Raw genomic sequence first — 22217 nt, forward strand, 5'->3', positions numbered from 1 at the left:
ATGGGTATTGATCTTCCGCTGATCTGGGCCGTGATCATCATCTTCGGCATCATGATGTACGTGGTCATGGACGGTTTCGACCTCGGCATCGGCATTCTCTTCCCGTTTATCCCGGGCAAGACCGACCGTGACGTGATGATGAACACCGTGGCCCCGGTCTGGGACGGTAACGAAACCTGGCTGGTACTCGGTGGCGCGGCGTTGTTCGGCGCGTTCCCGCTGGCCTATTCGGTGGTGCTCTCTGCGTTGTACCTGCCGTTGATTTTGATGCTGATCGGGCTGATTTTTCGCGGCGTGGCCTTCGAGTTCCGCTTCAAGGCCAAGGACCACAAGCGTCACCTGTGGGACAAGGCGTTTATCGGCGGCTCGCTGGCGGCCACGTTCTTCCAGGGTGTAGCGCTGGGCGCGTTTATCGACGGGATCCCGGTGGTCAATCGCCAGTTTGCCGGCGGCTCGCTGGACTGGCTCACACCGTTCACGATGTTCTGCGGCGTGGCGCTGATCGTGGCCTATGCGTTGCTGGGCTGCACCTGGCTGATCATGAAAACCGAAGGCCCGTTGCAGGAGAAGATGCACAACCTGGCGCGGCCGTTGGCCTTCGTGGTGTTGGCCGTGATCGGCATCGTGAGTATCTGGACCCCGCTGTCGCACCCGGAAATCGCCTCGCGCTGGTTCACCCTGCCGAATCTGTTCTGGTTCCTGCCGGTACCGATCCTGGTGCTGGTGACCATGTACGGGTTGATCCGCGCCGTGGCGCGTAATGCCCACTACACGCCGTTCCTGCTGACGCTGGTGCTGATCTTCCTCGGCTACAGCGGCCTGGGGATCAGCCTGTGGCCGAACATCATCCCGCCATCCGTGTCGATCTGGGATGCCGCTGCGCCGCCCCAGAGCCAAGGCTTCATGCTGGTGGGCACCTTGTTCATCATCCCGTTCATCCTGGGCTACACCTTCTGGAGCTACTACGTGTTCCGCGGCAAGGTCACCCACGAAGACGGCTATCACTAGGAGGGTCGTTGCATGTCCGGCAAACCTACGTTGCACGAGATTGAACAGGCCGAGAAACAGCCGTTGTGGCGGCGCCTGGGGTGGCTGGCGATGATCTGGACCGGCAGTGTGCTGGCCCTGTTCGTCGTGGCCAGCCTGATGCGCATGTTCATGAATGCGGCCGGCCTGACCACCCACTGACATCCCGATCCGGGCTTCGCGCTCGGTTTTCAGCCCTGCTCTTCTTTTGGAAGGGCAGGGTTTTTTTTATTTGCGCGCTTTGAGAATCACAAACTTTGGCGTGGCGGCCACTTGCTCTACGCCACGGAACAAGCGCGCCAACTTGCTGTGATAACCCAGGTGACGGTTGCCGACGATATACAGGGCGCCGCCGACCACCAACGCCTCCCGCGCCTGCTGGAACATACGCCAGGCGAGGAAGTCGCCGACCACCTGCTGCTGGTGGAACGGCGGGTTGCACAGCACAACGTCGAGGGAGTCTGGTTCCTGACCGGCCAGGCCATCGCCAGCGCGTACGGTGACGGCGCGGTCACCGAGGGCGGCTTGCCAGTTCTCCAGCGCCGATTGCACGGCCATATAGGACTCGTCCACCAGGGTGTATTGCGCCTCGGGGTTTTGCAGGGCGCTGGCAATCGCCAGTACACCGTTGCCACAACCCAGGTCCGCCACGCGGGCACTGCCCAGGTTGTTGGGCAGGTGCGGCAGGAAGGCGCGGGTGCCGATGTCCAGGCCTTCACGGCAGAACACGTTGGCATGGTTGAGCAGTTCGATAGCCGGCGCGTCCAGGGTGTAGCGCGTCGGGTAGGGCGAGACAGCGATGGGCCGGTCGGCCTGGGTGGCGATCAGCAACCGGGCTTTCTTGACGGCCAGGGAGGCGTGCATCGGCCCGATATAGCGCTCAAGCATTTCCCCGGCCGCCCTTGGCAGGTGCTTGATCATCGCCCCTGCGATCACCTCGGCACCCGGCGCCAGTTGGCCTTGCAGGCGGATCAGTTGTTCTTCCAGCAATGCCAGGGTTTTGGGTACACGGATCAGCACCCGGTCGAACGGCCCTGTGGGCACTTGGCTGGCGGGGATGAACGGCACGGCGTCAAAGGCCTTGCCATTGCGCACCAGGTTTTTATCCAGGCCCAGGGCGGCCAGGAACGAGTCGCCGCTGGAGGTCACCTGCGCCCGGCCTTCGAGACTGGCAGCCAGGGCGCCGAAGCTGTCATTGAGCACCAGCACGCGAGTCGCAGCGCTCGGTTGCTGTTCAGCCAGATAGCTGAGCAGGTACTCGTCGGCGGCGTCGAAGGCTTGCAGCGGATCGTTATGCTGCTCTGGCTGGCGGATCAGATCGAGCTGGGCGAAGGGGCTGTCGAGCAGGGGCATGGCGAGGGAGGCTCTGGGTCATCGATGGGTGTTCGGCAGTCGGCTGCAGAACCGTCTGAGTGAACAGCGGGCGGCGCCCCGTGGGGACAGCCCAGCACTCAGAATGGGTCGTAAATGTTACTTTTTTTCCTGAGGGATTACATGCGGTGTTTCAACGCGGCTTAAAACAACCCCGCTTTCGAGGCGCAGAGCACAGCGGCGATCTTGTTGTTGACCCCCAGCTTTTTGAAGCAACTGCAGATATGAAAGCCCACCGTACGTTCGGACAGGCACAGAATGGTGGCTATGTCCGCAGCGGTCTTGCCCATGGCTGACCACTTGAGGATTTCGGTTTCGCGCGGGGTTAATTTGCTGGCAGGGTTAATGCTGGGCTTGCGTGCGTAAGTCTGCGCCACTACCGCGTGCATCGCATGGCACAGCCACAGGACCTGGCCGGCTTTTTCGTACAGCTCCTGCGGGGTCACTTCACCCGTGCTACGGCCAAGGGTCAGCATGCTGAACACACCCTGGAAATCATGCACAGCTTGGGTCCATCCCAAATGCACACCAAAGGATTTGGCTAAAGACCACAAGTTTGGTGAGTCTTTAAAGGTTTTTTCCTCCCAGACAAGGGGGAGTACACAACGTTTGCAATGTTCCACCACGGGATCAACTTCAAAGAAGTGGGCCTGGTTATACAGTTTGTTCCACTCATCGGGATAGTTGTTGAGGTGAATAGGTTTCGTTTGGTTGTTAGGCAGTTGAGAACTCATCGTAAAAGAACAGTATTGGAAGCCAAGTGCGTAGGTGTGGTTCACAGCCGTCTCGAAAAGAGTAGTTGCCTCGCTCTCGCCCTCCAGCTTGGGAAGTCGGGTGTTGCGCCAGTTGACCATTGGTAACTCTCCATGGGTTTCCGCATGACATGGGATACGTCCCGAACTCCCACTGCACGCAAACCAGTGTAGGACATGAGCTACATCGCGAGATGAAATTTTCGCTCTTGCAGGGCGGCGTTTAAGAAGTTTTCTCTACGGTCGCGGCGGGCTTTGCTAAGGGGCTTAGTTGTTTTTTTCGATTTTTTAGTCAGTTGAAGCACTTGTGGCAGACACAACTTAGCGTGTGCTTGTGGTGCTGATAGGGGCGCTAATAGCAAATTTATTAGTGCTGATATTAAGTTGCTACTATTTTGTGCCTGCACCATGCCATTACCCGGCATGGGTGTTTCCGGGCGCGACTTTGAGGGACACTAGGGCACCTGTAGAACGGAGTCCCCCATGACGGCCAGTGCTGAGAAATTTACCCGCCAGACCTTGCTCGATGTGCAATCCCTGACCCCCAGCCTGTTTACGCTGCGAACCACCCGTGATCCAGGGTTCCGTTTCACCGCCGGGCAATTCGTGCGCCTGGGGGTCACCAAGGCGGATGGCAGCACGGTGTGGCGTGCCTATTCCGTGGTGTCCTCGCCATTTGATGAATACTTGGACTTCTTCTCGATTGTTGTCCCAGGCGGCGAATTCACCAGTGAACTCAGCCGACTGCGGGTAGGCGATACCTTAATGGTGGAGCGCCAGGCTACCGGGTACCTGACCCTGAATCGTTTCGTCGATGGTCGTGACTTGTGGATGTTGGGTACGGGGACCGGGGTGGCGCCGTTTTTGTCGATCCTGCAGGACTTTGAAGTCTGGGAGAAATTCGAGCGCATCATCCTGGTATACAGCGCGCGGGAAGCCCAGGAGTTGGCCTATCAGTCGCTGATCAAAGAGCTGGGTGAACGAGAGTACCTGGCCGAATACGCGCATAAATTCACCTACATTCCGCTCGTCACCCGTGAACAGCACCCAGGTGCGCTGAATGGGCGCATTACCACGCTTATCGAGAATGGCGAATTGGAGCGTGCTGCCGGCGTCGAGCTGACTCCGGAACATTCCCGTGTGCTGATTTGCGGTAACCCGCAGATGGTGGATGACACTCGCCAGTTGCTCAAGCAGCGCGACATGCAACTGAGCCTTAGCCGCCGGCCGGGGCAGGTGGCGGTGGAAAACTACTGGTAATAAAAAGGCGCCTCAAGCAGGCGCCTTTTTTCCAAGCCGGTACAGGTTAAAGCGGCTTGTCGTTCTGTGCCTTGAGCAGGTCGCGAATCTCACCCAGCAGCACTTCTTCCTTGCTCGGTGTCGGTGGCAGGCTAGGTGCAACGGCTTCTTCGCGCTTGAGGCGGTTGATGGCCTTGACGCCCATGAAGATCGCAAACGCGACGATCACAAAGTCGATCACGCTCTGGATGAACTTGCCGTACGCCAGGACGACGGCGGGCACATCGCCTTGGGCCGCCTTGAGCGTTATCGCCAGGTCACCAAAGTCCACGCCACCGATCAACAGACCAATGGGCGGCATCACTACGTCGCCTACAAACGAAGAAACAATTTTGCCGAAGGCGGCGCCGATGATGATACCGACGGCCATGTCGACCACATTACCTTTGACCGCGAAGGCCTTGAACTCACTGATCACGCCCATAGGTTATTCCTTGTTACAAATGAGAAGGGTGCCGCTTAGTGTAAGTCAGCGGTAGCGGGCTTGCCCGACACAACCGTTAACACTGTTAGTTTTTATCGACACATTAAAACGCAAATAGTTTGCAAAGTGCCACCAATCGCGCGCGAAATACCCGCTGTTTCAGTGGCTTACCACATTATTTTCTTTATCGCCCTGGTGGGGTTTTTCTATTTATCTTCTGACTCGTGGGTCACTAGCCTCTGGCAAGCACAACTGAATGTGCACTAAAAAACCAGAGGAAACCTTGATGAAGAATCCAATCAATCGCGGCCCGGTATTGGCGCGTCATGTGCTGGTACTGGCGACCGCCAGCCTGCTTTCCCTCTCCGTGCAAGCCGCCAACCTGACCCGTGATAACGGCGCCGCGGTGGGCGATAACCAGAACTCGCAAACCGCTGGCGCCAACGGCCCGGTGCTGCTGCAGGACGTGCAACTGATCCAGAAGCTGCAGCGCTTCGACCGTGAACGCATCCCCGAGCGCGTCGTGCATGCCCGTGGCACCGGCGCCCATGGCACCTTCACCGTCACCGATAACCTCAGCGACCTGACCAAGGCCAAGGTCTTCGCTGCTGGCGAAACGACCCCGGTGTTCGTGCGCTTCTCGGCCGTGGTGCACGGTAACCACTCCCCGGAAACCCTGCGTGACCCGCGCGGCTTCGCCACCAAGTTCTATACCGCCGATGGCAACTGGGACCTGGTGGGCAATAACTTCCCGACGTTCTTTATCCGCGATGCCATCAAGTTTCCCGACATGGTCCACGCCTTCAAGCCGGACCCGCGCACTAATCTGGACGATGACTCCCGTCGCTTCGACTTCTTCTCCCATGTTCCCGAGGCCACTCGTACACTCACCGAGTTGTATTCCGACTCCGGTACTCCGGCCAGTTATCGGGAAATGGACGGCAATGGTGTACATGCCTACAAGTTGATCAACGCCAAGGGTGAAGTGCACTACGTCAAGTTCCACTGGAAGAGCCTGCAAGGCATCAAGAATCTCGACCCCAAGCAAGTTACCGAAGTGCAGGGGCGTGACTACAGCCATATGACCAACGACCTGGTCACCCATATCAACAAAGGCGACTTCCCCAAGTGGGACCTGTATGTGCAGGTACTCAAGCCGGAAGACCTGGCCAAGTTTGATTTCGACCCGCTGGACGCCACCAAGATCTGGCCGAATGTGCCCGAGCGTAAAGTCGGGCAGATGGTGCTGAACCGCAACCCGGCGAATGTCTTCCAGGAAACCGAGCAAGTGGCCATGGCCCCGGCCAACCTGGTGCCGGGCATCGAACCGTCGGAAGACCGCCTGCTGCAAGGGCGGGTGTTCTCGTATGCCGACACGCAGATGTATCGACTGGGCGCCAATGCCCTGCAGTTGCCGATCAACGCCCCACGGGTCACCGTCAACAACGGTAACCAGGACGGCGCGCTGAACTTCGGCAAGACCACCAGCGGCGTGAACTACCAGCCAAGCCGCCTGGAAAACCGTGAAGAGCCGCAAACTGCGCGCTACAGCCAGACGGCGCTGTCGGGCAGCACCCAGCAGGCGAAGATCCAGCGTGAGCAGAACTTCAAGCAGGCCGGCGATCTGTATCGCTCCTACAGCAAGAAAGAGCGTCAGGACTTGATCGACAACTTCGGCGGCTCCCTGGCCACTACCGATGACGAGAGCAAGCACATCATCCTGTCGTTCCTCTACAAGGCCGATCCGGAATACGGCACCGGCGTGGCCAAGGTCGCCAAGGGTGACCTAGCGCGCGTGAAGGCGCTGGCCGAAAAACTCACTGACTGACGTTGGTTTCGGTCGACGCCCACGCGGGCGTCGACCTCTGGCAGGAGAGAACCCATGCGTATTTCGATCGGCCTACTGATGGCCATGCTGGCCTTTGTCGCCCATGCCGAGTCGCCCGACCCGGTCGCGCTCAAGGCGCAGCTCCAGGATTATTACTTCGACGCCGCCCGCCGTGGTGACCTCGACATGCTCAACACCTTTATCGACGCCGGCTTCCCCCTCAACACCCAGGACGACAAGGGCTACACGGCGTTGATTCTCGCCGCCTACCATGGTGAAAGCGCCTACGTGGAGCGTTTGCTCGCCGTCGGTGCCGACGCCTGTGTGCAGGACAAGCGCGGCAACACCGCGTTGATGGGCGCGATCTTCAAGGGAGAACTGAAAATTGCCCAGCGCCTGCTGGCGACCGACTGCAACCCCGACCAACGTAACGGTGCCGGTCAGACGGCGGCCATGTACGCCGGCCTGTTCAAGCGCATCGAGTTGCTCGACGAACTCAAGGCCAAGGGCGCCGATCTCAACGCCGAAGACCCGGTCGGCAACAGTGCTTCACGACTGGCCAGCGGTGAAATCCGGACCCCGGCGTCGCGCTGAGCTATCATCGCGGTTTTTCCGTTGGAGGTTTTCAAATGGCAAAGGCCAAGCGCATGTACGGCTGCACGGAGTGCGGCGCGACCTTTCCCAAGTGGGCCGGCCAATGCACCGAGTGTGGTGCGTGGAATACCCTGACTGAAACCATGATCGAAAGCGGCGGCGCCTCGGCCCCCACCGGCCGCGCCGGCTGGACCGGGCAACAGGCGCAGATCAAGACCCTGGCCGAGGTCAGCGTTGAAGAGATCCCGCGTTTCTCGACGGCTTCCGGTGAGCTGGATCGGGTTCTGGGTGGCGGCCTGGTGGATGGTTCGGTGGTGTTGATCGGCGGCGACCCCGGCATCGGCAAATCGACGATCCTGCTGCAAACCCTGTGCAGCATCGCCAGCCGCATGCCGGCGCTGTACGTCACCGGCGAAGAATCCCAGCAACAGGTGGCCATGCGTGCCCGCCGCCTCGGTTTGCCCCAGGATCAACTGCGGGTCATGACTGAAACCTGCATCGAAAGCATCATCGCCACGGCCCGGATCGAAAAACCCAAGGTCATGGTGATCGACTCGATCCAGACGATTTTCACCGAGCAACTGCAATCGGCGCCGGGCGGCGTGTCCCAGGTGCGCGAGAGTGCGGCGTTGCTGGTGCGCTACGCCAAGCAGAGCGGCACGGCGATCTTCCTGGTCGGCCACGTCACCAAAGAGGGCGCGCTGGCCGGGCCACGGGTGTTGGAGCATATGGTCGACACCGTGCTGTATTTCGAAGGCGAGTCCGATGGCCGTTTGCGCTTGCTGCGGGCGGTGAAGAACCGCTTCGGCGCGGTGAACGAACTGGGTGTGTTCGCCATGACTGACCGGGGGCTGAAAGAAGTCTCTAACCCCTCGGCGATTTTCCTGACCCGTGCCCAGGAAGAAGTCCCAGGCAGCGTGGTTATGGCAACGTGGGAAGGCACCCGGCCGATGCTGGTGGAAGTCCAGGCGCTGGTGGATGACAGCCATCTGGCCAACCCTCGTCGCGTCACGTTGGGCCTGGATCAAAACCGCCTGGCGATGCTGTTGGCGGTGCTGCACCGTCACGGTGGCATCCCGACCCATGACCAGGACGTGTTCCTCAACGTGGTCGGCGGGGTCAAGGTGCTGGAAACCGCGTCCGACCTGGCGTTGATGGCGGCGGTGATGTCCAGCTTGCGTAACCGGCCATTGCCCCACGACCTGCTGGTGTTCGGTGAGGTGGGCCTGTCCGGCGAAGTGCGCCCGGTGCCGAGCGGTCAGGAACGCTTGAAGGAAGCGGCCAAACACGGTTTCAAACGTGCGATTGTGCCCAAGGGCAATGCGCCGAAGGAAATGCCGCCAGGATTGCAGGTGATTGGGGTCACGCGCCTGGAACAGGCATTGGATGCCTTGTTCGAGTAATCACCAACGCCGCAAAACCAATGTGGGTGGTTAGATCTCCAACAGCGCCGACAACTCCCGGTGCAGTTCTTCTTCATCTCCAAGGTTCAGTTCGATAAGCCGCCTTAGGTGGCTGATCGAGTCCAGGTCGATGTCTGTGCACACAAACCCCAGTTGACCATCTGCTTCGTGGGTCAGCCGTGCTTGCATCTTTATATGCGCCTTGGGATCCAGGCGTATGTCGACCGCGAACGGCAGCGCCTTATTTCCCTTCCAGTCTTCAGGCCGTTGCGCCAACAGGCCCTTGAGCGACAAATCCACCAATTGCACTGGCCATTCGTTGCCGTTTTGCCGAAGTTCGGTCTTGGCATCAAAGGCGATCCGGCGAAAACGGCGGCGATCAGACGCTTGCTCGGTCATGGTGAAACCCTCTGTGGATAAAAGGATTGTAGCCCTGCGCCATCATTGGGCGGTTTTTTCTGTTTTTTTACCGCTGCAAGGCTCTAGACCAACGTAGGGGGGTGGCCTTTAAGGCCAGTAGCGCTAAACTCCGGATGGCTGTCCTTTCTGTCCACCCTGGCTGGAATATAAAAATGAAAAATAATAATAGCCTGCTACGCCACTTACCCTGGCTGGTGCTGGCAATCGTAGGAGCGTGCGCCCTGGGCGTAGTGGCTTTGCGCCGAGGCGAGGCGATCAACGCCTTGTGGATTGTGGTCGCTGCCGTGGCCATCTATCTGGTCGCTTATCGCTACTACAGCCTGTTCATCGCTAATAATGTGATGCAACTCGATCCACGACGGGCCACCCCCGCAGTGGTCAACAATGACGGTCTGGACTATGTGCCGACCAACAAACACATCCTTTTCGGTCACCACTTTGCGGCAATTGCCGGTGCAGGCCCCTTGGTCGGCCCGGTACTGGCGGCGCAAATGGGCTACCTGCCCGGCACACTCTGGCTGATTGCCGGCGTGGTACTGGCCGGTGCGGTGCAGGATTTCATGGTCCTGTTCCTGTCCACGCGTCGTAATGGCCGTTCCCTGGGGGACATGGTTCGCGAAGAGATGGGTCGTATCCCGGGGACCATCGCGCTGTTCGGCTGCTTCCTGATCATGATCATCATCCTTGCGGTGCTGGCGCTGATCGTGGTCAAGGCCCTGGCCGAGAGCCCATGGGGCATCTTCACGGTGATGGCGACCATCCCGATCGCGATGTTCATGGGCATCTACATGCGCTACATCCGCCCGGGCCGCATTGGTGAAATTTCGATCATCGGCGTGCTGTTGCTGCTCGGTTCGATCTGGCTAGGCGGGCAGATTGCCGCTGATCCGGTCTGGGCCAAGGCCTTCACGTTCACCGGGATCCAGATCACCTGGATGCTGATCGGCTACGGTTTCGTGGCCGCGGTACTGCCGGTGTGGCTGATCCTCGCGCCACGTGACTACCTCTCTACCTTCTTGAAAATCGGCACCATCATCGCCCTGGCGATTGGCATCCTGGTCACCATGCCTGACCTGAAAATGCCGGCGTTGACCCAGTTCATCGATGGTACCGGTCCGGTATGGAAGGGCGGCCTGTTCCCGTTCCTGTTCATCACCATTGCCTGTGGCGCGGTCTCTGGCTTCCACGCGCTGATTTCCTCGGGCACCACGCCCAAGCTGCTGGCCAGTGAAAGCCACGCCCGTTACATCGGTTACGGCGGCATGCTGATGGAGTCCTTCGTGGCGATCATGGCGATGGTTGCCGCTTCGGTGATCGAGCCAGGCGTGTACTTCGCCATGAACAGCCCGGCGGCAATCGTCGGCACCGACGTGGTGACCGTGGCACAAACCGTCAGCAGCTGGGGTTTTGCAATTACCCCCGAGGCGCTGTCGGCCGTGGCCCATGACATCGGTGAAACCACCATCCTCGCGCGTGCCGGTGGTGCGCCGACGTTGGCGGTGGGTATCGCGCAGATCCTGCACAGTGTGCTGCCGGGTGAAAACACCATGGCGTTCTGGTACCACTTTGCGATCCTGTTCGAAGCGCTGTTTATCCTGACTGCCGTCGACGCGGGCACCCGTGCCGGTCGCTTCATGCTTCAGGATTTGCTGGGCTCCTTCGTACCGGCGCTCAAGCGCACCGAGTCCTGGACCGCCAACCTGATCGCGACCGCCGGTTGCGTCGCCATGTGGGGTTACCTGCTGTACCAGGGCGTGATCGACCCGCTGGGCGGCATCAACACCTTGTGGCCGCTGTTCGGTATCTCCAACCAGATGCTGGCCGGTATCGCGCTGATGCTCGCCACCGTTGTGCTGATCAAAATGAAACGCCAACGCTACATCTGGGTGACCATGCTGCCAGCGGTATGGCTGCTGATCTGCACCACCACCGCAGGCTTCATCAAGCTGTTCGACGCCAACCCGGCGATCGGCTTCCTGTCGCTGGCGAAGAAGTACAGTGATGCCCTGGCGAACGGCCAGATCCTGGCCCCGGCCAAGAGCGTGGACCAGATGCAGCACGTGATCTGGAACGCTTACACCAACGCAACGCTGACTGTGCTGTTCCTGTTCGTGGTGTTCAGCATCCTGTTCTATGCGCTCAAGGTTGGCGTCGCCGCCTGGGGCAACAAAGAGCGTACGGATAAAGAAGCCCCGTTCCAGGCAGTACCGGACGCATAACCGAGGATTGCAAGCATGTTCAATGACATCAGTCGCCTCGGTAAATACCTCGGTCAGGCCGCGCGCCTGATGGTCGGCATGCCCGACTACGACACCTACGTCGAGCATATGCAAACCAAGCACCCGGACAAGCCGATGATGGACTACAAGGCGTTCTTCCGGGAACGCCAGGAAGCCCGTTACGGCGGCAAGGGTGGGCCCAAGTGCTGCTGACCCGTTAGTTCGGGCTGGCGGTGATCCACTGTGGGAGGGGGCTTGCCCCCGATAGCGGTGTCTCAGTGACACATAAGTGCCTGACACACTGCTATCGGGGGCAAGCCCCCTCCCACATTTGTTTTGTGTTTCTTCAGTTAATAAGGAGAACTGTTTTTGTCCTCTCCCATTCCCGTCACCGTCCTCAGTGGCTTTCTCGGCGCGGGCAAGACCACCTTGCTGCGCCACCTGCTCAAAGCCGAGCACGGCCTTAAAATTGCCGTGATCGAAAACGAATTCAGCGATGCCGGTATCGACACCCAGTTGTTGGGCGAAGAACCGGTGCAAGTCATGACCCTGTCCAACGGCTGCGTGTGCTGCACCATCCACACCGACCTGACCAAGGCCCTCTATCTGCTGCTCGAGCGCCTGGACAGCGGCGAGATCGCCTTCGACCGCCTGGTGATCGAGTGCACCGGCCTGGCCGACCCGGCGCCGGTGGCCCAGACCTTTTTCATCGATGAAGAACTGCGCGAGCGCTACATCCTCGACGGCATCATTACCCTGGTGGACGCGGCCCACGCCGAGCACCACCTGACCCAGACCATCGCCCAGGCGCAGATCGGTTTTGCCGACCGGCTGCTGGTGAGCAAGCGTGACCTGGTGGACGACGCGACCTTCGAGGCGCTCAGTGAACGCCTCACACGCATCAACCGCCGCGCGCCGATTCGTGTGGTCGAGCACGGCAAGATTGATTTGGCCGAACTGCTCGATGTGCGTGGTTTCAACCTTAATGCCGGCATGAGCTTGCGCCCGGTGAGCAAGGCGCCGTCCATCGACCGTATATCCAGCCTGGTGTTGCGCACCGACCAGCCGCTGGATATCGACCGCCTCAGTGAGTTCATGAACGAACTGCTGGAGGATCATGGCAAGCAGCTGCTGCGCTACAAAGGCGTGCTCAACATCGCCGGCGAAGACCGCCGCATGGTGTTTCAGGGCGTGCTCAAGCTCTATGGTTTCGACTGGGATACTGAGTGGGCCGAGGGTGAAGCGCGGGAGAGTGTGATCGTGTTTATTGCCGATGAGTTGCCGGAGGACAAAATCCGCGAAGGCTTTGCCAAAGTCTACCAACCCTGACGTGTAATGCAGTCAACTGTGGGAGGGGGCTTGCTCCCGATGGCGGTGGGTCAGTAAACCTATATGTGACTGACACACTGCTATCGGGGGCAAGCCCCCTCCCACACTTGGGCGCATTTCAAACTGGACAATTGGCATAAAAAAGCCCGGCTCAAGAGCCGGGCTTCTTAGTCAAGCAACTGCAATCAAGCGCCGTATACCGGCAGTTTTTTGCAGATGGCCTTGACCTTCTCACGTACCGCGTCGATCACGGCTTCGTTGTTCAGGTCTGCCAGGATGTCGCAGATCCAGCCGGCCAGTTCCTTGCACTCTGCTTCCTTGAAGCCACGAGTGGTCACAGCCGGGGTGCCGAAGCGCAGGCCCGAGGTGACGAACGGCGAACGTGGGTCGTTCGGCACGGAGTTTTTGTTCACGGTGATGAAGGCTTTGCCCAGGGCAGCGTCAGCATCTTTACCGGAAATGTCCTGCTTGATCAGCGACAGCAGGAACAGGTGGTTTTCAGTACCGCCGGACACCACGTCGAAGCCGCGTTCGATGAACACGCTGGCCATGGTCTGGGCGTTTTTCACCACTTGTTGCTGGTAGGTCTTGAACTCAGGTTGCAGTGCTTCCTTGAAGCAGATCGCTTTAGCGGCGATCACGTGCTCCAGTGGGCCACCCTGGGCGCCCGGGAATACGGCGGAGTTCAGCTTTTTCTCGATCTCGGCGTTGGCGCGCGCCAGGATCAGGCCGCCACGTGGACCGCGCAGGGTCTTGTGGGTGGTGGTGGTGACCACGTCGGCGAAAGGTACCGGGTTCGGGTAGACGCCAGCTGCGACCAGACCGGCTACGTGAGCCATGTCGACGAACAGGTAGGCGCCAACCTTGTCGGCGATGGCGCGAAAGCGTGGGAAGTCCAGGATCTGCGAGTAGGCAGAGAAACCGGCCACGATCATTTTTGGCTTGTGCTCGATCGCCAGGCGCTCGACTTCGTCGTAGTCGATCAGGCCGTTGGCATCGATGCCGTATTGAACGGCGTTGTACAGCTTGCCGGAGGAGGAAACGCTGGCGCCGTGGGTCAGGTGACCGCCATGGGCCAGGCTCATGCCCAGGATGGTGTCGCCGCCTTGCAGCAGGGCCAGGTAGACGGCGCTGTTGGCTTGGGAGCCGGCGTGTGGCTGGACGTTGGCGTAATCGGCGCCGAACAGTTCTTTTGCACGGTCGATGGCCAGTTGCTCAACCACGTCGACGTACTCGCAGCCACCGTAGTAGCGCTTGCCTGGGTAGCCTTCGGCGTACTTATTGGTCAGAACCGAACCTTGAGCCTCCATCACCGCAGGGCTGGTGTAGTTTTCCGAAGCGATCAGCTCAATGTGCTCTTCCTGGCGCACGGCTTCTTGCTCCATGGCGGCGAAGAGATCGGCGTCGTACTTGGCAATAGTCAAATCACGGCTGAACATGGCGGTCCTCAAGGATCGGGGGCAGAAAAGGAGGGCATTCTAACCCAATGGGTTTTAGATGGCATATGAAAGGACATCATGTCGCGGACAAGTGGGGCTCATCTCGGGATGGGTGGTGACTGTGCCGGCCTCATCGGGGGCAAGTGGCTTCACCACAAAATCTCAGTCGAACATGAAGAGGGCATCATTGCTGAACTGTGCCTCGAACCGATGTGCCGGCATCGGCCGCCCGAACAGATAACCCTGCACTTCATCGCAACCATGCTCGCGCAGGAAGTCCAATTGCTCATGGGTTTCCACACCTTCGGCGATCACCGCCAGGTTGAGGCTGTGGGCCATGGCGATAATGGCGCGGGCGATTTGCGCATCCTGCTCGCCGGATGGCAGGCCATCGACGAAGGTGCGGTCGATTTTCAGCACGTCGATGGGGAATTGCTTGAGGTAGTTGAGTGACGAATAACCCGTGCCGAAGTCGTCCACCGCAATGCTCAGGCCCAGGTTTTTCAGGCTGTCGAGGATATGCATGGCTTCGTTGACTTCGCGCATCAGGATACTTTCGGTCAGCTCCAGCTCCAGGCACGCCGGTGGCAGGCCAGTGTCCTTGAGGATGGTGGCGATGCGCGTGCCCAGCTGGCCGTCGGAGAACTGCCGCGCGGAGATGTTCACCGAGACTTTCGGCACCCGCACCTTGTTATGGTGCCAGGTCTTGAGCTGGCGACAGGCTTCGCTGATCACCCAGTCGCCCACGTCCACCACCAGGCCCAACTCTTCGAGCACCGGAATGAAGTCCCCCGGCGGCACCAGTCCACGGCGTGGATGGCGCCAGCGCAGCAGCGCTTCGGCGCCGGTCAGGCGTTTGCCGTCGCCGCTGAACTGCGGCTGGTAATAGAGCACGAATTCGTCCTGCTCCAGCGCGTGGCGCAGGTCGCTTTCCAGCTCCAGGCGTTCCAGGGCGCTGGCGTTCATGTCGGCCTGGTAGAACTGGAAGTTGTTCTTGCCACGTTCCTTGGCGTGATACATCGCCGTGTCGGCGTTCTTCATCAGCTGGCTCAGCTCGTTGCCGTCCTGCGGGCTGAGAGCAATGCCGATACTGGCGGTCACAAAGAACTCGCGACCCTCCAGCACAAACGGCTTCACCAGGCTGGCCAAAATCTGTTCGGCCACATGGATCGCGCGGTTCAGCGCCATTTCGCGGCTGACCCGCGGTTGCAGCAGCAAGGTGAACTCGTCGCCGCCCATGCGCGCCACGGTATCGTCTTCGGCGACGCAACCGAGCAGGCGGGTGGCCATTTCCTTGAGCATGCGGTCGCCGGCGGCGTGGCCCAGGGAGTCGTTGATCGGCTTGAAACGGTCGAGGTCGAGGAACATCAGTACCACCCACGACTTCTGCCGTTCGGCCGACTGCAACGCGGTGTGCAGGCGGTCCTGGAACAAGGTGCGGTTGGGCAGGTGGGTCAGGGCGTCGTAATAGGCCAGGCGGTGGATGCGCTGTTCGCTGGCCTTGCGTTCGCTGATATCGCTGAAGAAGCACACATAACTGGCCAGGTCGCCTTCATCGTCGAACACCGCCGTAATGCCGACCCAGGCCGGGTAATGCTCGCCGTTACGGCGCTTGAGCCACACTTCGCCTTCCCAGGTGCTGTGCTGGTGCAGTTGCTTGAGCACGTAGCGCAGGTGGGCTTCCTGTTGTTCGTCGACGGTGAGCATGTTCGGCAACTGGTCGAGTACATCACTCACCGCATAACCGCTGACCCGGCTGAACGCCTCGTTGGCCTGCACGATATAGCCGGCGGGGTCGGTGATCAGGATTGCCGACGTGGAGTGCTCGAATACGGTGGCGGCCATGCGCAGGTCTTTTTCGGCACGGCGTTGCTGGCTGATGTCGCGGCCCACGCCAAGGATGCCCTCGAAGGCGCCGTGCTCATCCCACACCAGCACCAGGCGCAGCTCGATCGGCACCTTGCGGCCATCGGCGCGCAGGCAGTCGAACAGGAACAATTGGGTCTGCACTTGATCGCGCAGCCTATTCAGCGCCTCGGGATCGCCCAGTGCGCGGCTGACCTGTTCCACCAGGCTATAGATGCCGGTCAGTTGCTGCGGGTTGGCGATGATCGACTGCCAGCCGTTCTTGAATACCCAGTCCACGTCGTAACCCAGCACGGCGTTGACCGACGGGCTGACGTAGTTCAGGGCCAGTTGGCTGTCGGTGGAGCAGATCACGTCGCTGATGCTTTCGGCCAGCATGCGGTAGCGCTGTTCGCTGTCGCGCAGGGACTCGCTGGCTTCGATCTGGTCGGTGATGTCCTTGGCCACACCGATGATGCGCGTGACTTGCGCCGTCTTGTCCCGCGCCAGGGCCTGCTCGCGAATATCAAAGCGCCGCCATTGGTTATTGCGATGGCGAAAGCGCAACTGGCAGTGCAGCTGCGTCGTGTAGCCGACCTGGCGTTGCTGTTGGCGCAGATCGTGGTAATGCTCGGCGTCTTCGGGGTGCAGCAGGATTTCCCAGAAATACTCGCCCATTTGATGCAGTTCGGCCTTGGTATAGCCGAGGGTGTGGCCCAGATGGTGGTTGCTGAAGATCATGCGCTGGCTGATCACATCCTGCACATACAGGTGGTCGGGCACGGTACGGACCACGTCCGACCAGAAGCTTTCACGTTCCACCAGCGACAGTTCGATCAGTTTGCGGCTGGTGATGTCGCTGATGCTGAGGATCACCGCCTTGAAGTCGTCCTGCTGTTCCGGCAGGCGCATCACCATCCAAAGGTACTGTTCGTTGCCGGCCACATCCTTGAGCTGGATTTCCAACTCAAGCTGACTCTGTTGGGTCAGGACCGCTTCGAGTATCTGATGACCGATGGACGTGGTGTTGCGCGGGCAATCATCGATCAGCCGCTCCCACGCTTCCTCGCAGGAGCTCACTCTGAGCAGGCTCACCGCCACCTGGTTGATCTCGGTGATGCGCAGTTCGGTGAGCAACTGCCGGCATTCCTCGGGGGAAGTTTGCAGCCAGGCGTGCAGTTGCTCGCGGGTCTGCAAGTGCACCTTGCCAAAGAATGCGTTCAGGCCCGACAAGTCAAGTACGCACAGCGCGACGCCGGTGCCTTCGAAAATATCCTGATACCGCCGCCGGCCTTCATGCACCTGGCGCTGGCGGCGACGCATATTCAGCAGCACGATCACGGGGATCAACGAGAAGGCCAGGCCCAGCAGGCATTTACCGATAAACGCCGGCAGCAATTGTTCCAGCACGGCTGCACGGTCGAACATCCCGCGCAACTGCCAGTCGCTTTTGCTCAAGGGCGTGACCAGCACGCTTTTATTCAGGTCATCCGGGGTCAGGGCGTCGCCCCATTGCGCCGGCATGCCACTGTCACGGCTGACCACACGGTGGTTCAGGCGGTTCTCGATGGCCCACATGGGGCGCTGGCCCTGGCTGTCCTGGCGGGTCAGGTTGACCAGGTAGTTGGGTGCCAGGCGCAGCGCCCAGTACATCTTTGAGCCACCGCTGGGCTGGTGCAGCAGCAGATAGATGAGGGTGCCGTCGTCGTTATTGCTCAGGTAGTAGGGTTGGCCGTGGCTGCGCTGCACCAGCTCTTCCAGCCAGGCGCTGTCCTGGCTGTCATTGGCGCTGTCGCTGATCATCGCGCCGCTGGGCGCGAGCAGGGCGATACTGCGCAGTTCCGGCAGCGAGCGCTGCAACGTGCGCGTCAGGGCCTGTTGCTGTTCGATGTCGCGCGGCGGTTCGACCATCGGTAGCAGGTTCAGGGCAATTTTTGCGCTCAGGGCCATGTTCAGGCTGATCTGTTCAGCCAGGTCGGCGCTGTAGTCGATGGTGTATTGCTGCTGGTTTTTCTGGTTTTGCTGCAGTTGGTCCAGCAGTTGCCAGAACAATAACGCGAGCAGCAGGAGGACAAGCGTCGCCAATGCGCCTTTGAGGGTGCCGTGCAGGGGCATTCCCGGCGCTACATGAGCGGCGCGCAAGGGAGTTGGCGGCGTGACTTTGGACAAGCTGTGATCCTGCGGTTTGGCTGGACTGGCGCGCGACGTGCACTATAAGCCGGACGCCCGAAGGGCGGCTAGCATGCCTTGACTTGTGGCAAAGTGCCAGCCCTGCTTGGCTGGACTGACCAAGCGCATTGAGGTAGCTTTGCCGGTTACGCGGTGGCGTTCCAGCCCCAGATCTTCAGGCTTTTCCGCTCGCTGGCATTGATGATAGTCAACGGCCCGCGCGGCGCATGGCCTGGCACGGGCTTCGCCCGCTTAATTCATCAGTCACAGACGCTAGGTTCACCATGGCTCAATACGTCTTCACCATGCATCGGCTGGGAAAAGTTGTTCCGCCGAAGCGGGAAATCCTGAAAAATATTTCGCTGTCCTTTTTCCCCGGCGCCAAGATCGGCGTGCTCGGCCTCAACGGCTCGGGTAAGTCCACACTGCTGAAAATCATGGCTGGCGTCGATACCGAGTTCGAAGGCGAAGCCCGCCCGATGCCGGAACTGAACATCGGCTACCTGCCACAGGAGCCGATCCTGGACCCGACCAAGACCGTGCGTGAAGTGGTTGAGGAAGCCGTCAGCGTGATCAAGGACGCCCAGGCCCGCCTGGACGAGGTCTACGCCGCCTACGCCGAGCCGGATGCCGACTTCGACAAGCTGGCCGCCGAACAGGCCAAGCTTGAAGCGATCCTGCAGGCCGGCGACGGTCACAACCTGGAGCGCCAGCTGGAAGTCGCCGCCGATGCGCTGCGCCTGCCGGCCTGGGACGCCAAGGTCGAATTCCTCTCCGGTGGTGAAAAACGTCGTGTGGCCCTGTGCCGCCTGCTGTTGTCGGCTCCCGACATGCTGCTGCTCGACGAACCGACCAACCACTTGGACGCCGACTCCGTCGCCTGGCTGGAGCACTTCCTGCACGATTTCCCGGGCACCGTGGTTGCGATCACGCACGACCGCTACTTCCTGGACAACGTTGCCGGCTGGATCCTCGAGCTCGACCGCGGCGCCGGTATCCCTTACGAGGGCAACTACTCCGGTTGGCTGGAAGCCAAGTCCGACCGTCTGGCCGCCGAATCCAAGCAGCAATCGGCCCACGAAAAAGCCATGAAGGAAGAACTGGAGTGGGTGCGCAAAGGCGCCAAGGCCCGCCAGTCCAAATCCAAGGCACGTCTGCAACGCTTCGAAGAAATGCAGTCGCAGGAATTCCAGAAGCGCAGCGAAACCAACGAGATCTACATCCCGGCCGGTCCGCGCCTGGGTGACAAGGTCATCGAGTTCAAGAACGTGACCAAAGGCTATGGCGATCGCGTGCTGATCGACAACCTGTCGTTCTCCATGCCAAAAGGCGCGATCGTCGGCGTTATCGGCGGTAACGGTGCGGGTAAATCCACCCTGTTCCGCATGCTGATGGGCAAGGAAACCCCGGACTCGGGCACCATCGAAGTCGGCGAAACCGTGCAGTTGGCCTGTGTGGACCAGAGCCGCGAAGACCTGGATGGCAGCAAGACGGTATTCCAGCAGATCTCCGACGGTTCCGACCAGATCCGTATCGGCAACTATGAAATCCCGTCGCGCACCTACGTCGGTCGTTTCAATTTCAAGGGCGGCGACCAGCAGAAGTTCGTCAAGGACCTGTCCGGTGGTGAGCGCGGTCGCTTGCACCTGGCCCTGACCCTGAAAGAGGGCGGCAACGTCCTGCTGCTCGACGAACCGTCCAACGACCTCGACGTTGAAACCCTGCGTTCCCTGGAAGAAGCCCTGCTGGACTTCCCGGGCGCCGCCATTGTGATCTCTCACGATCGGTGGTTCCTTGACCGCGTCGCGACCCACATCCTGGCGTACGAAGACGACTCGCAAGCTGTGTTCTTCGAAGGCAACTACACCGAGTACGAAGCGGACCGTAAAAAGCGTTTGGGCGAAGCTGCTGCTCAGCCGCACCGTGTGCGGCACAAAAAACTGGCCTGATCCGGCTGGTTTGAAAAAAGCGGGGCCCTCGGGCTCCGCTTTTTTTTGCGCATTTTTCCCAACCCACACCGATCAAATGTGGGAGGGGGCTTGCTCCCGATGGCTATTTCCTTGCTGGTGCATCACCTGCCTTGGCAATCCCCTTTTAAGTGCGATAAATCCCTGTTTCCTGGGTTTATTTATATCTAATGCACCATTTAAATTCACAAAAGCGACATTTTGCCCTGTCGCGGTGCGACATGAATTGATAAAGTCCGGCTCAATCTCATTTAAAAACAATCAATTTGCCGAGACTTTTCATGATCGAATCCGTCGAATCCTTCCTCGCCCGCCTGAAAAAACGCGACCCCGACCAGCCGGAATTCCACCAGGCCGTAGAAGAAGTCCTGCGCAGCCTGTGGCCGTTTCTTGAAGCCAATCCCCACTACCTGACATCGGGCATCCTGGAGCGCATCTGCGAGCCGGAGCGGGCGATTACCTTTCGGGTGTCGTGGGTGGATGATCATGGCAAGGTCCAGGTCAACCGCGGCTTCCGTATCCAGATGAACAGCGCCATCGGCCCTTACAAGGGCGGTCTGCGTTTTCACCCGTCGGTAAACCTGGGGGTGCTGAAGTTTCTTGCCTTCGAGCAGACCTTCAAGAATTCCCTGACCTCGCTGCCCATGGGCGGCGGTAAAGGCGGCTCGGACTTTGATCCAAAAGGTAAGAGTGACGCCGAAGTCATGCGCTTCTGCCAGGCGTTCATGAGCGAACTGTACCGCCATATCGGCGCAGACGTGGACGTACCGGCCGGCGACATCGGCGTGGGCGCCCGTGAGATTGGCTTCCTGTTCGGCCAGTACAAGCGCCTGAGTAACCAATTCACCTCGGTGTTGACCGGCAAGGGCATGACCTACGGCGGCAGCCTGATCCGCCCGGAAGCCACCGGATTCGGGTGTGTGTACTTCGCCGAAGAGATGCTAAAGCGCGACGGTCAACGGGTAGAAGGCAAGCGCGTTGCGGTCTCTGGCTCCGGCAACGTGGCCCAATACGCGGCGCGCAAGGTCATGGACCTGGGCGGCAAGGTGATCTCCTTGTCCGATTCCGAAGGCACGCTGTACGCCGAAAGCGGCTTGACCGAGGAGCAATGGTCGGCGCTGCTGGAGTTGAAAAACGTGCAGCGTGGGCGCATCAGCGAACTGGCCGCGCGTTACGGCCTGGAGTTCCGCGCCGGTAAAACCCCCTGGGAACTGGCCTGCGATATTGCCCTGCCATGCGCTACCCAGAACGAACTCGACGCCGCAGCCGCCCGCACGCTGCTGCGCAACGGCTGCATCTGTGTGGCCGAAGGCGCCAACATGCCGACGACGCTTGAGGCTGTGGATATTTTTATCGAGGCGGGCATTCTGTTCGCGCCGGGCAAGGCGTCGAATGCCGGCGGCGTCGCCGTGAGCGGCCTGGAGATGTCGCAGAACGCCATGCGCCTGCTGTGGACCGCCGGTGAAGTGGACAGCAAGCTGCACAACATTATGCAGTCGATCCACCACGCCTGCGTGCACTACGGCGAAGAGAACGGTCGGATCAACTACGTGAAGGGCGCGAACATTGCGGGCTTCGTGAAAGTTGCCGACGCGATGCTGGCGCAAGGCATCGTCTAAGCCTCGGCTTCGATGCGCAGCACTTCGATCAACTGATCGCCGACGGGGCGCTTCCACAGCACCTCGTCACCCACCTGGGCTCCCAGCAAGGCACGGCCCAGGGGCGAACCCCAGTTGATCAGGCCGGCGCCGGCATCGGCCTGGTCTTCGCCGACCAATTGGATACGCTGCTGCTCGTCATGCTCATTGGCGAAGGTTACCCAACTGCCGATCTGCACCTTGTCGGTGGACGTAGCGGGCGCCACCACCTGGGCGCTCTGCACGCGCTGGTTGAAGTAGCGCAAATCCCGCTCGAGGTCGGCCTGGCGCTGTTTGTCGGCCTGCTCGCCCTTGGCGGATTCGGCGCTGTGCTCGGCCTGTAGTTGCGTAACCTTGGCCTGCAATTGCGCCAACCCCTGCGCGGTCAGGCGATTGGGCTGCTCACTGACCTGACGCTCCACCGGTTGATCGGCCTGGGCGGCGGCGTTGTCCTCATTTACAAAAGCTCGGCTCATGACGTTCTCCCTCTATGGA

At 60.2% G+C, this 22217-nt stretch carries 18 protein-coding genes; 11 read left to right on the forward strand and 7 right to left on the reverse strand.

Annotated elements, in window-relative coordinates; all coding sequences use genetic code 11:
• A complete protein-coding gene (gene cydB / locus FBY10_RS14270) occupies positions 1-1008 on the forward strand; it encodes a cytochrome d ubiquinol oxidase subunit II (protein ID WP_131700155.1) in 1008 nt (335 codons plus the stop codon).
• Between the two features lie 12 nt (positions 1009-1020).
• Complete coding sequence (locus FBY10_RS14275) at positions 1021-1188, forward strand: DUF2474 domain-containing protein (RefSeq protein ID WP_010562540.1); 168 nt, start codon at positions 1021-1023, stop codon at positions 1186-1188.
• Positions 1189-1254: 66 nt separating this feature from the next.
• Here the strand turns inward: FBY10_RS14275 and FBY10_RS14280 are convergent, their stop codons facing one another.
• Complete coding sequence (locus FBY10_RS14280; RefSeq protein ID WP_131700156.1) at positions 1255-2379, reverse strand: methyltransferase; 1125 nt, start codon at positions 2377-2379, stop codon at positions 1255-1257.
• Positions 2380-2540: 161 nt separating this feature from the next.
• On the reverse strand, positions 2541-3251 hold the full coding sequence (locus FBY10_RS14285) for a LuxR family transcriptional regulator (protein ID WP_145336629.1): 711 nt from the start codon (positions 3249-3251) through the stop codon (positions 2541-2543).
• A 381-nt stretch (positions 3252-3632) separates the two neighbouring features.
• Here FBY10_RS14285 and FBY10_RS14290 point away from each other — a divergent pair, with 381 nt between their 5' ends.
• A complete protein-coding gene (locus tag FBY10_RS14290; protein WP_131699338.1) occupies positions 3633-4409 on the forward strand; it encodes a ferredoxin--NADP reductase in 777 nt (258 codons plus the stop codon).
• 46 nt (positions 4410-4455) lie between these two features.
• Here FBY10_RS14290 and mscL read toward each other — a convergent pair whose 3' ends face one another.
• Positions 4456-4872 carry a large-conductance mechanosensitive channel protein MscL gene (mscL, locus tag FBY10_RS14295; protein WP_053137928.1) on the reverse strand — a complete coding sequence of 139 codons (417 nt, stop codon included), beginning with the start codon at positions 4870-4872 and terminating at the stop codon, positions 4456-4458.
• 286 nt (positions 4873-5158) lie between these two features.
• On the opposite strand from mscL, the gene katB reads away from it, so the two are divergent.
• The 3 genes from katB to radA are packed head-to-tail and all read left to right on the forward strand — an operon-like array spanning position 5159 to position 8697.
• Positions 5159-6700, forward strand: a complete 1542-nt coding sequence (gene katB, locus FBY10_RS14300) for a catalase KatB (RefSeq protein ID WP_145336627.1) — start codon at positions 5159-5161, stop codon at positions 6698-6700.
• Positions 6701-6754: 54 nt separating this feature from the next.
• Positions 6755-7294, forward strand: coding sequence for an ankyrin repeat domain-containing protein (locus FBY10_RS14305; protein ID WP_145336625.1), 540 nt, complete (start codon positions 6755-6757; stop codon positions 7292-7294).
• 35 nt (positions 7295-7329) lie between these two features.
• The gene (gene radA / locus FBY10_RS14310; RefSeq protein WP_024077502.1) at positions 7330-8697 is read left to right on the forward strand and encodes a DNA repair protein RadA; all 1368 of its coding nucleotides are present in this window, start codon (positions 7330-7332) and stop codon (positions 8695-8697) included.
• Positions 8698-8727: 30 nt separating this feature from the next.
• Here radA and FBY10_RS14315 read toward each other — a convergent pair whose 3' ends face one another.
• Positions 8728-9096: a PilZ domain-containing protein gene (locus FBY10_RS14315; protein ID WP_131699341.1), complete on the reverse strand. Its 369-nt coding sequence runs from the start codon at positions 9094-9096 to the stop codon at positions 8728-8730.
• Positions 9097-9269: 173 nt separating this feature from the next.
• Between FBY10_RS14315 and FBY10_RS14320 the strand changes: the two genes are divergently transcribed.
• From FBY10_RS14320 to yjiA, 3 genes are all read left to right on the forward strand, one after another.
• Complete coding sequence (locus tag FBY10_RS14320; protein WP_053137912.1) at positions 9270-11336, forward strand: carbon starvation CstA family protein; 2067 nt, start codon at positions 9270-9272, stop codon at positions 11334-11336.
• A gap of 15 nt (positions 11337-11351) precedes the next feature.
• On the forward strand, positions 11352-11549 hold the full coding sequence (locus FBY10_RS14325) for a YbdD/YjiX family protein (protein WP_003176208.1): 198 nt from the start codon (positions 11352-11354) through the stop codon (positions 11547-11549).
• A 156-nt stretch (positions 11550-11705) separates the two neighbouring features.
• Positions 11706-12665, forward strand: a complete 960-nt coding sequence (gene yjiA / locus FBY10_RS14330; RefSeq protein WP_131699342.1) for a GTPase — start codon at positions 11706-11708, stop codon at positions 12663-12665.
• 185 nt (positions 12666-12850) lie between these two features.
• Here the strand turns inward: yjiA and glyA are convergent, their stop codons facing one another.
• Together glyA and FBY10_RS14340 are read right to left on the reverse strand one after the other, a co-directional pair.
• Positions 12851-14104, reverse strand: a complete 1254-nt coding sequence (gene glyA, locus FBY10_RS14335; RefSeq protein ID WP_131699343.1) for a serine hydroxymethyltransferase — start codon at positions 14102-14104, stop codon at positions 12851-12853.
• A gap of 162 nt (positions 14105-14266) precedes the next feature.
• Positions 14267-18118: a bifunctional diguanylate cyclase/phosphodiesterase gene (locus FBY10_RS14340; protein WP_145336623.1), complete on the reverse strand. Its 3852-nt coding sequence runs from the start codon at positions 18116-18118 to the stop codon at positions 14267-14269.
• Between the two features lie 284 nt (positions 18119-18402).
• Here FBY10_RS14340 and ettA point away from each other — a divergent pair, with 284 nt between their 5' ends.
• Positions 18403-20067, forward strand: a complete 1665-nt coding sequence (gene ettA, locus FBY10_RS14345; protein WP_053137900.1) for an energy-dependent translational throttle protein EttA — start codon at positions 18403-18405, stop codon at positions 20065-20067.
• Between the two features lie 299 nt (positions 20068-20366).
• A complete protein-coding gene (gene gdhA / locus FBY10_RS14350) occupies positions 20367-21704 on the forward strand; it encodes an NADP-specific glutamate dehydrogenase (protein ID WP_145336621.1) in 1338 nt (445 codons plus the stop codon).
• Here gdhA and FBY10_RS14355 read toward each other — a convergent pair.
• Positions 21701-22198 carry a GreA/GreB family elongation factor gene (locus FBY10_RS14355; RefSeq protein WP_131699346.1) on the reverse strand — a complete coding sequence of 166 codons (498 nt, stop codon included), beginning with the start codon at positions 22196-22198 and terminating at the stop codon, positions 21701-21703. The genes gdhA and FBY10_RS14355 overlap by 4 nt on opposite strands.
• Between the last annotated feature and the right edge of the window lie 19 nt (positions 22199-22217).

This window comes from Pseudomonas sp. SJZ103 (genome assembly GCF_007828335.1).
GTDB lineage: Bacteria > Pseudomonadota > Gammaproteobacteria > Pseudomonadales > Pseudomonadaceae > Aquipseudomonas.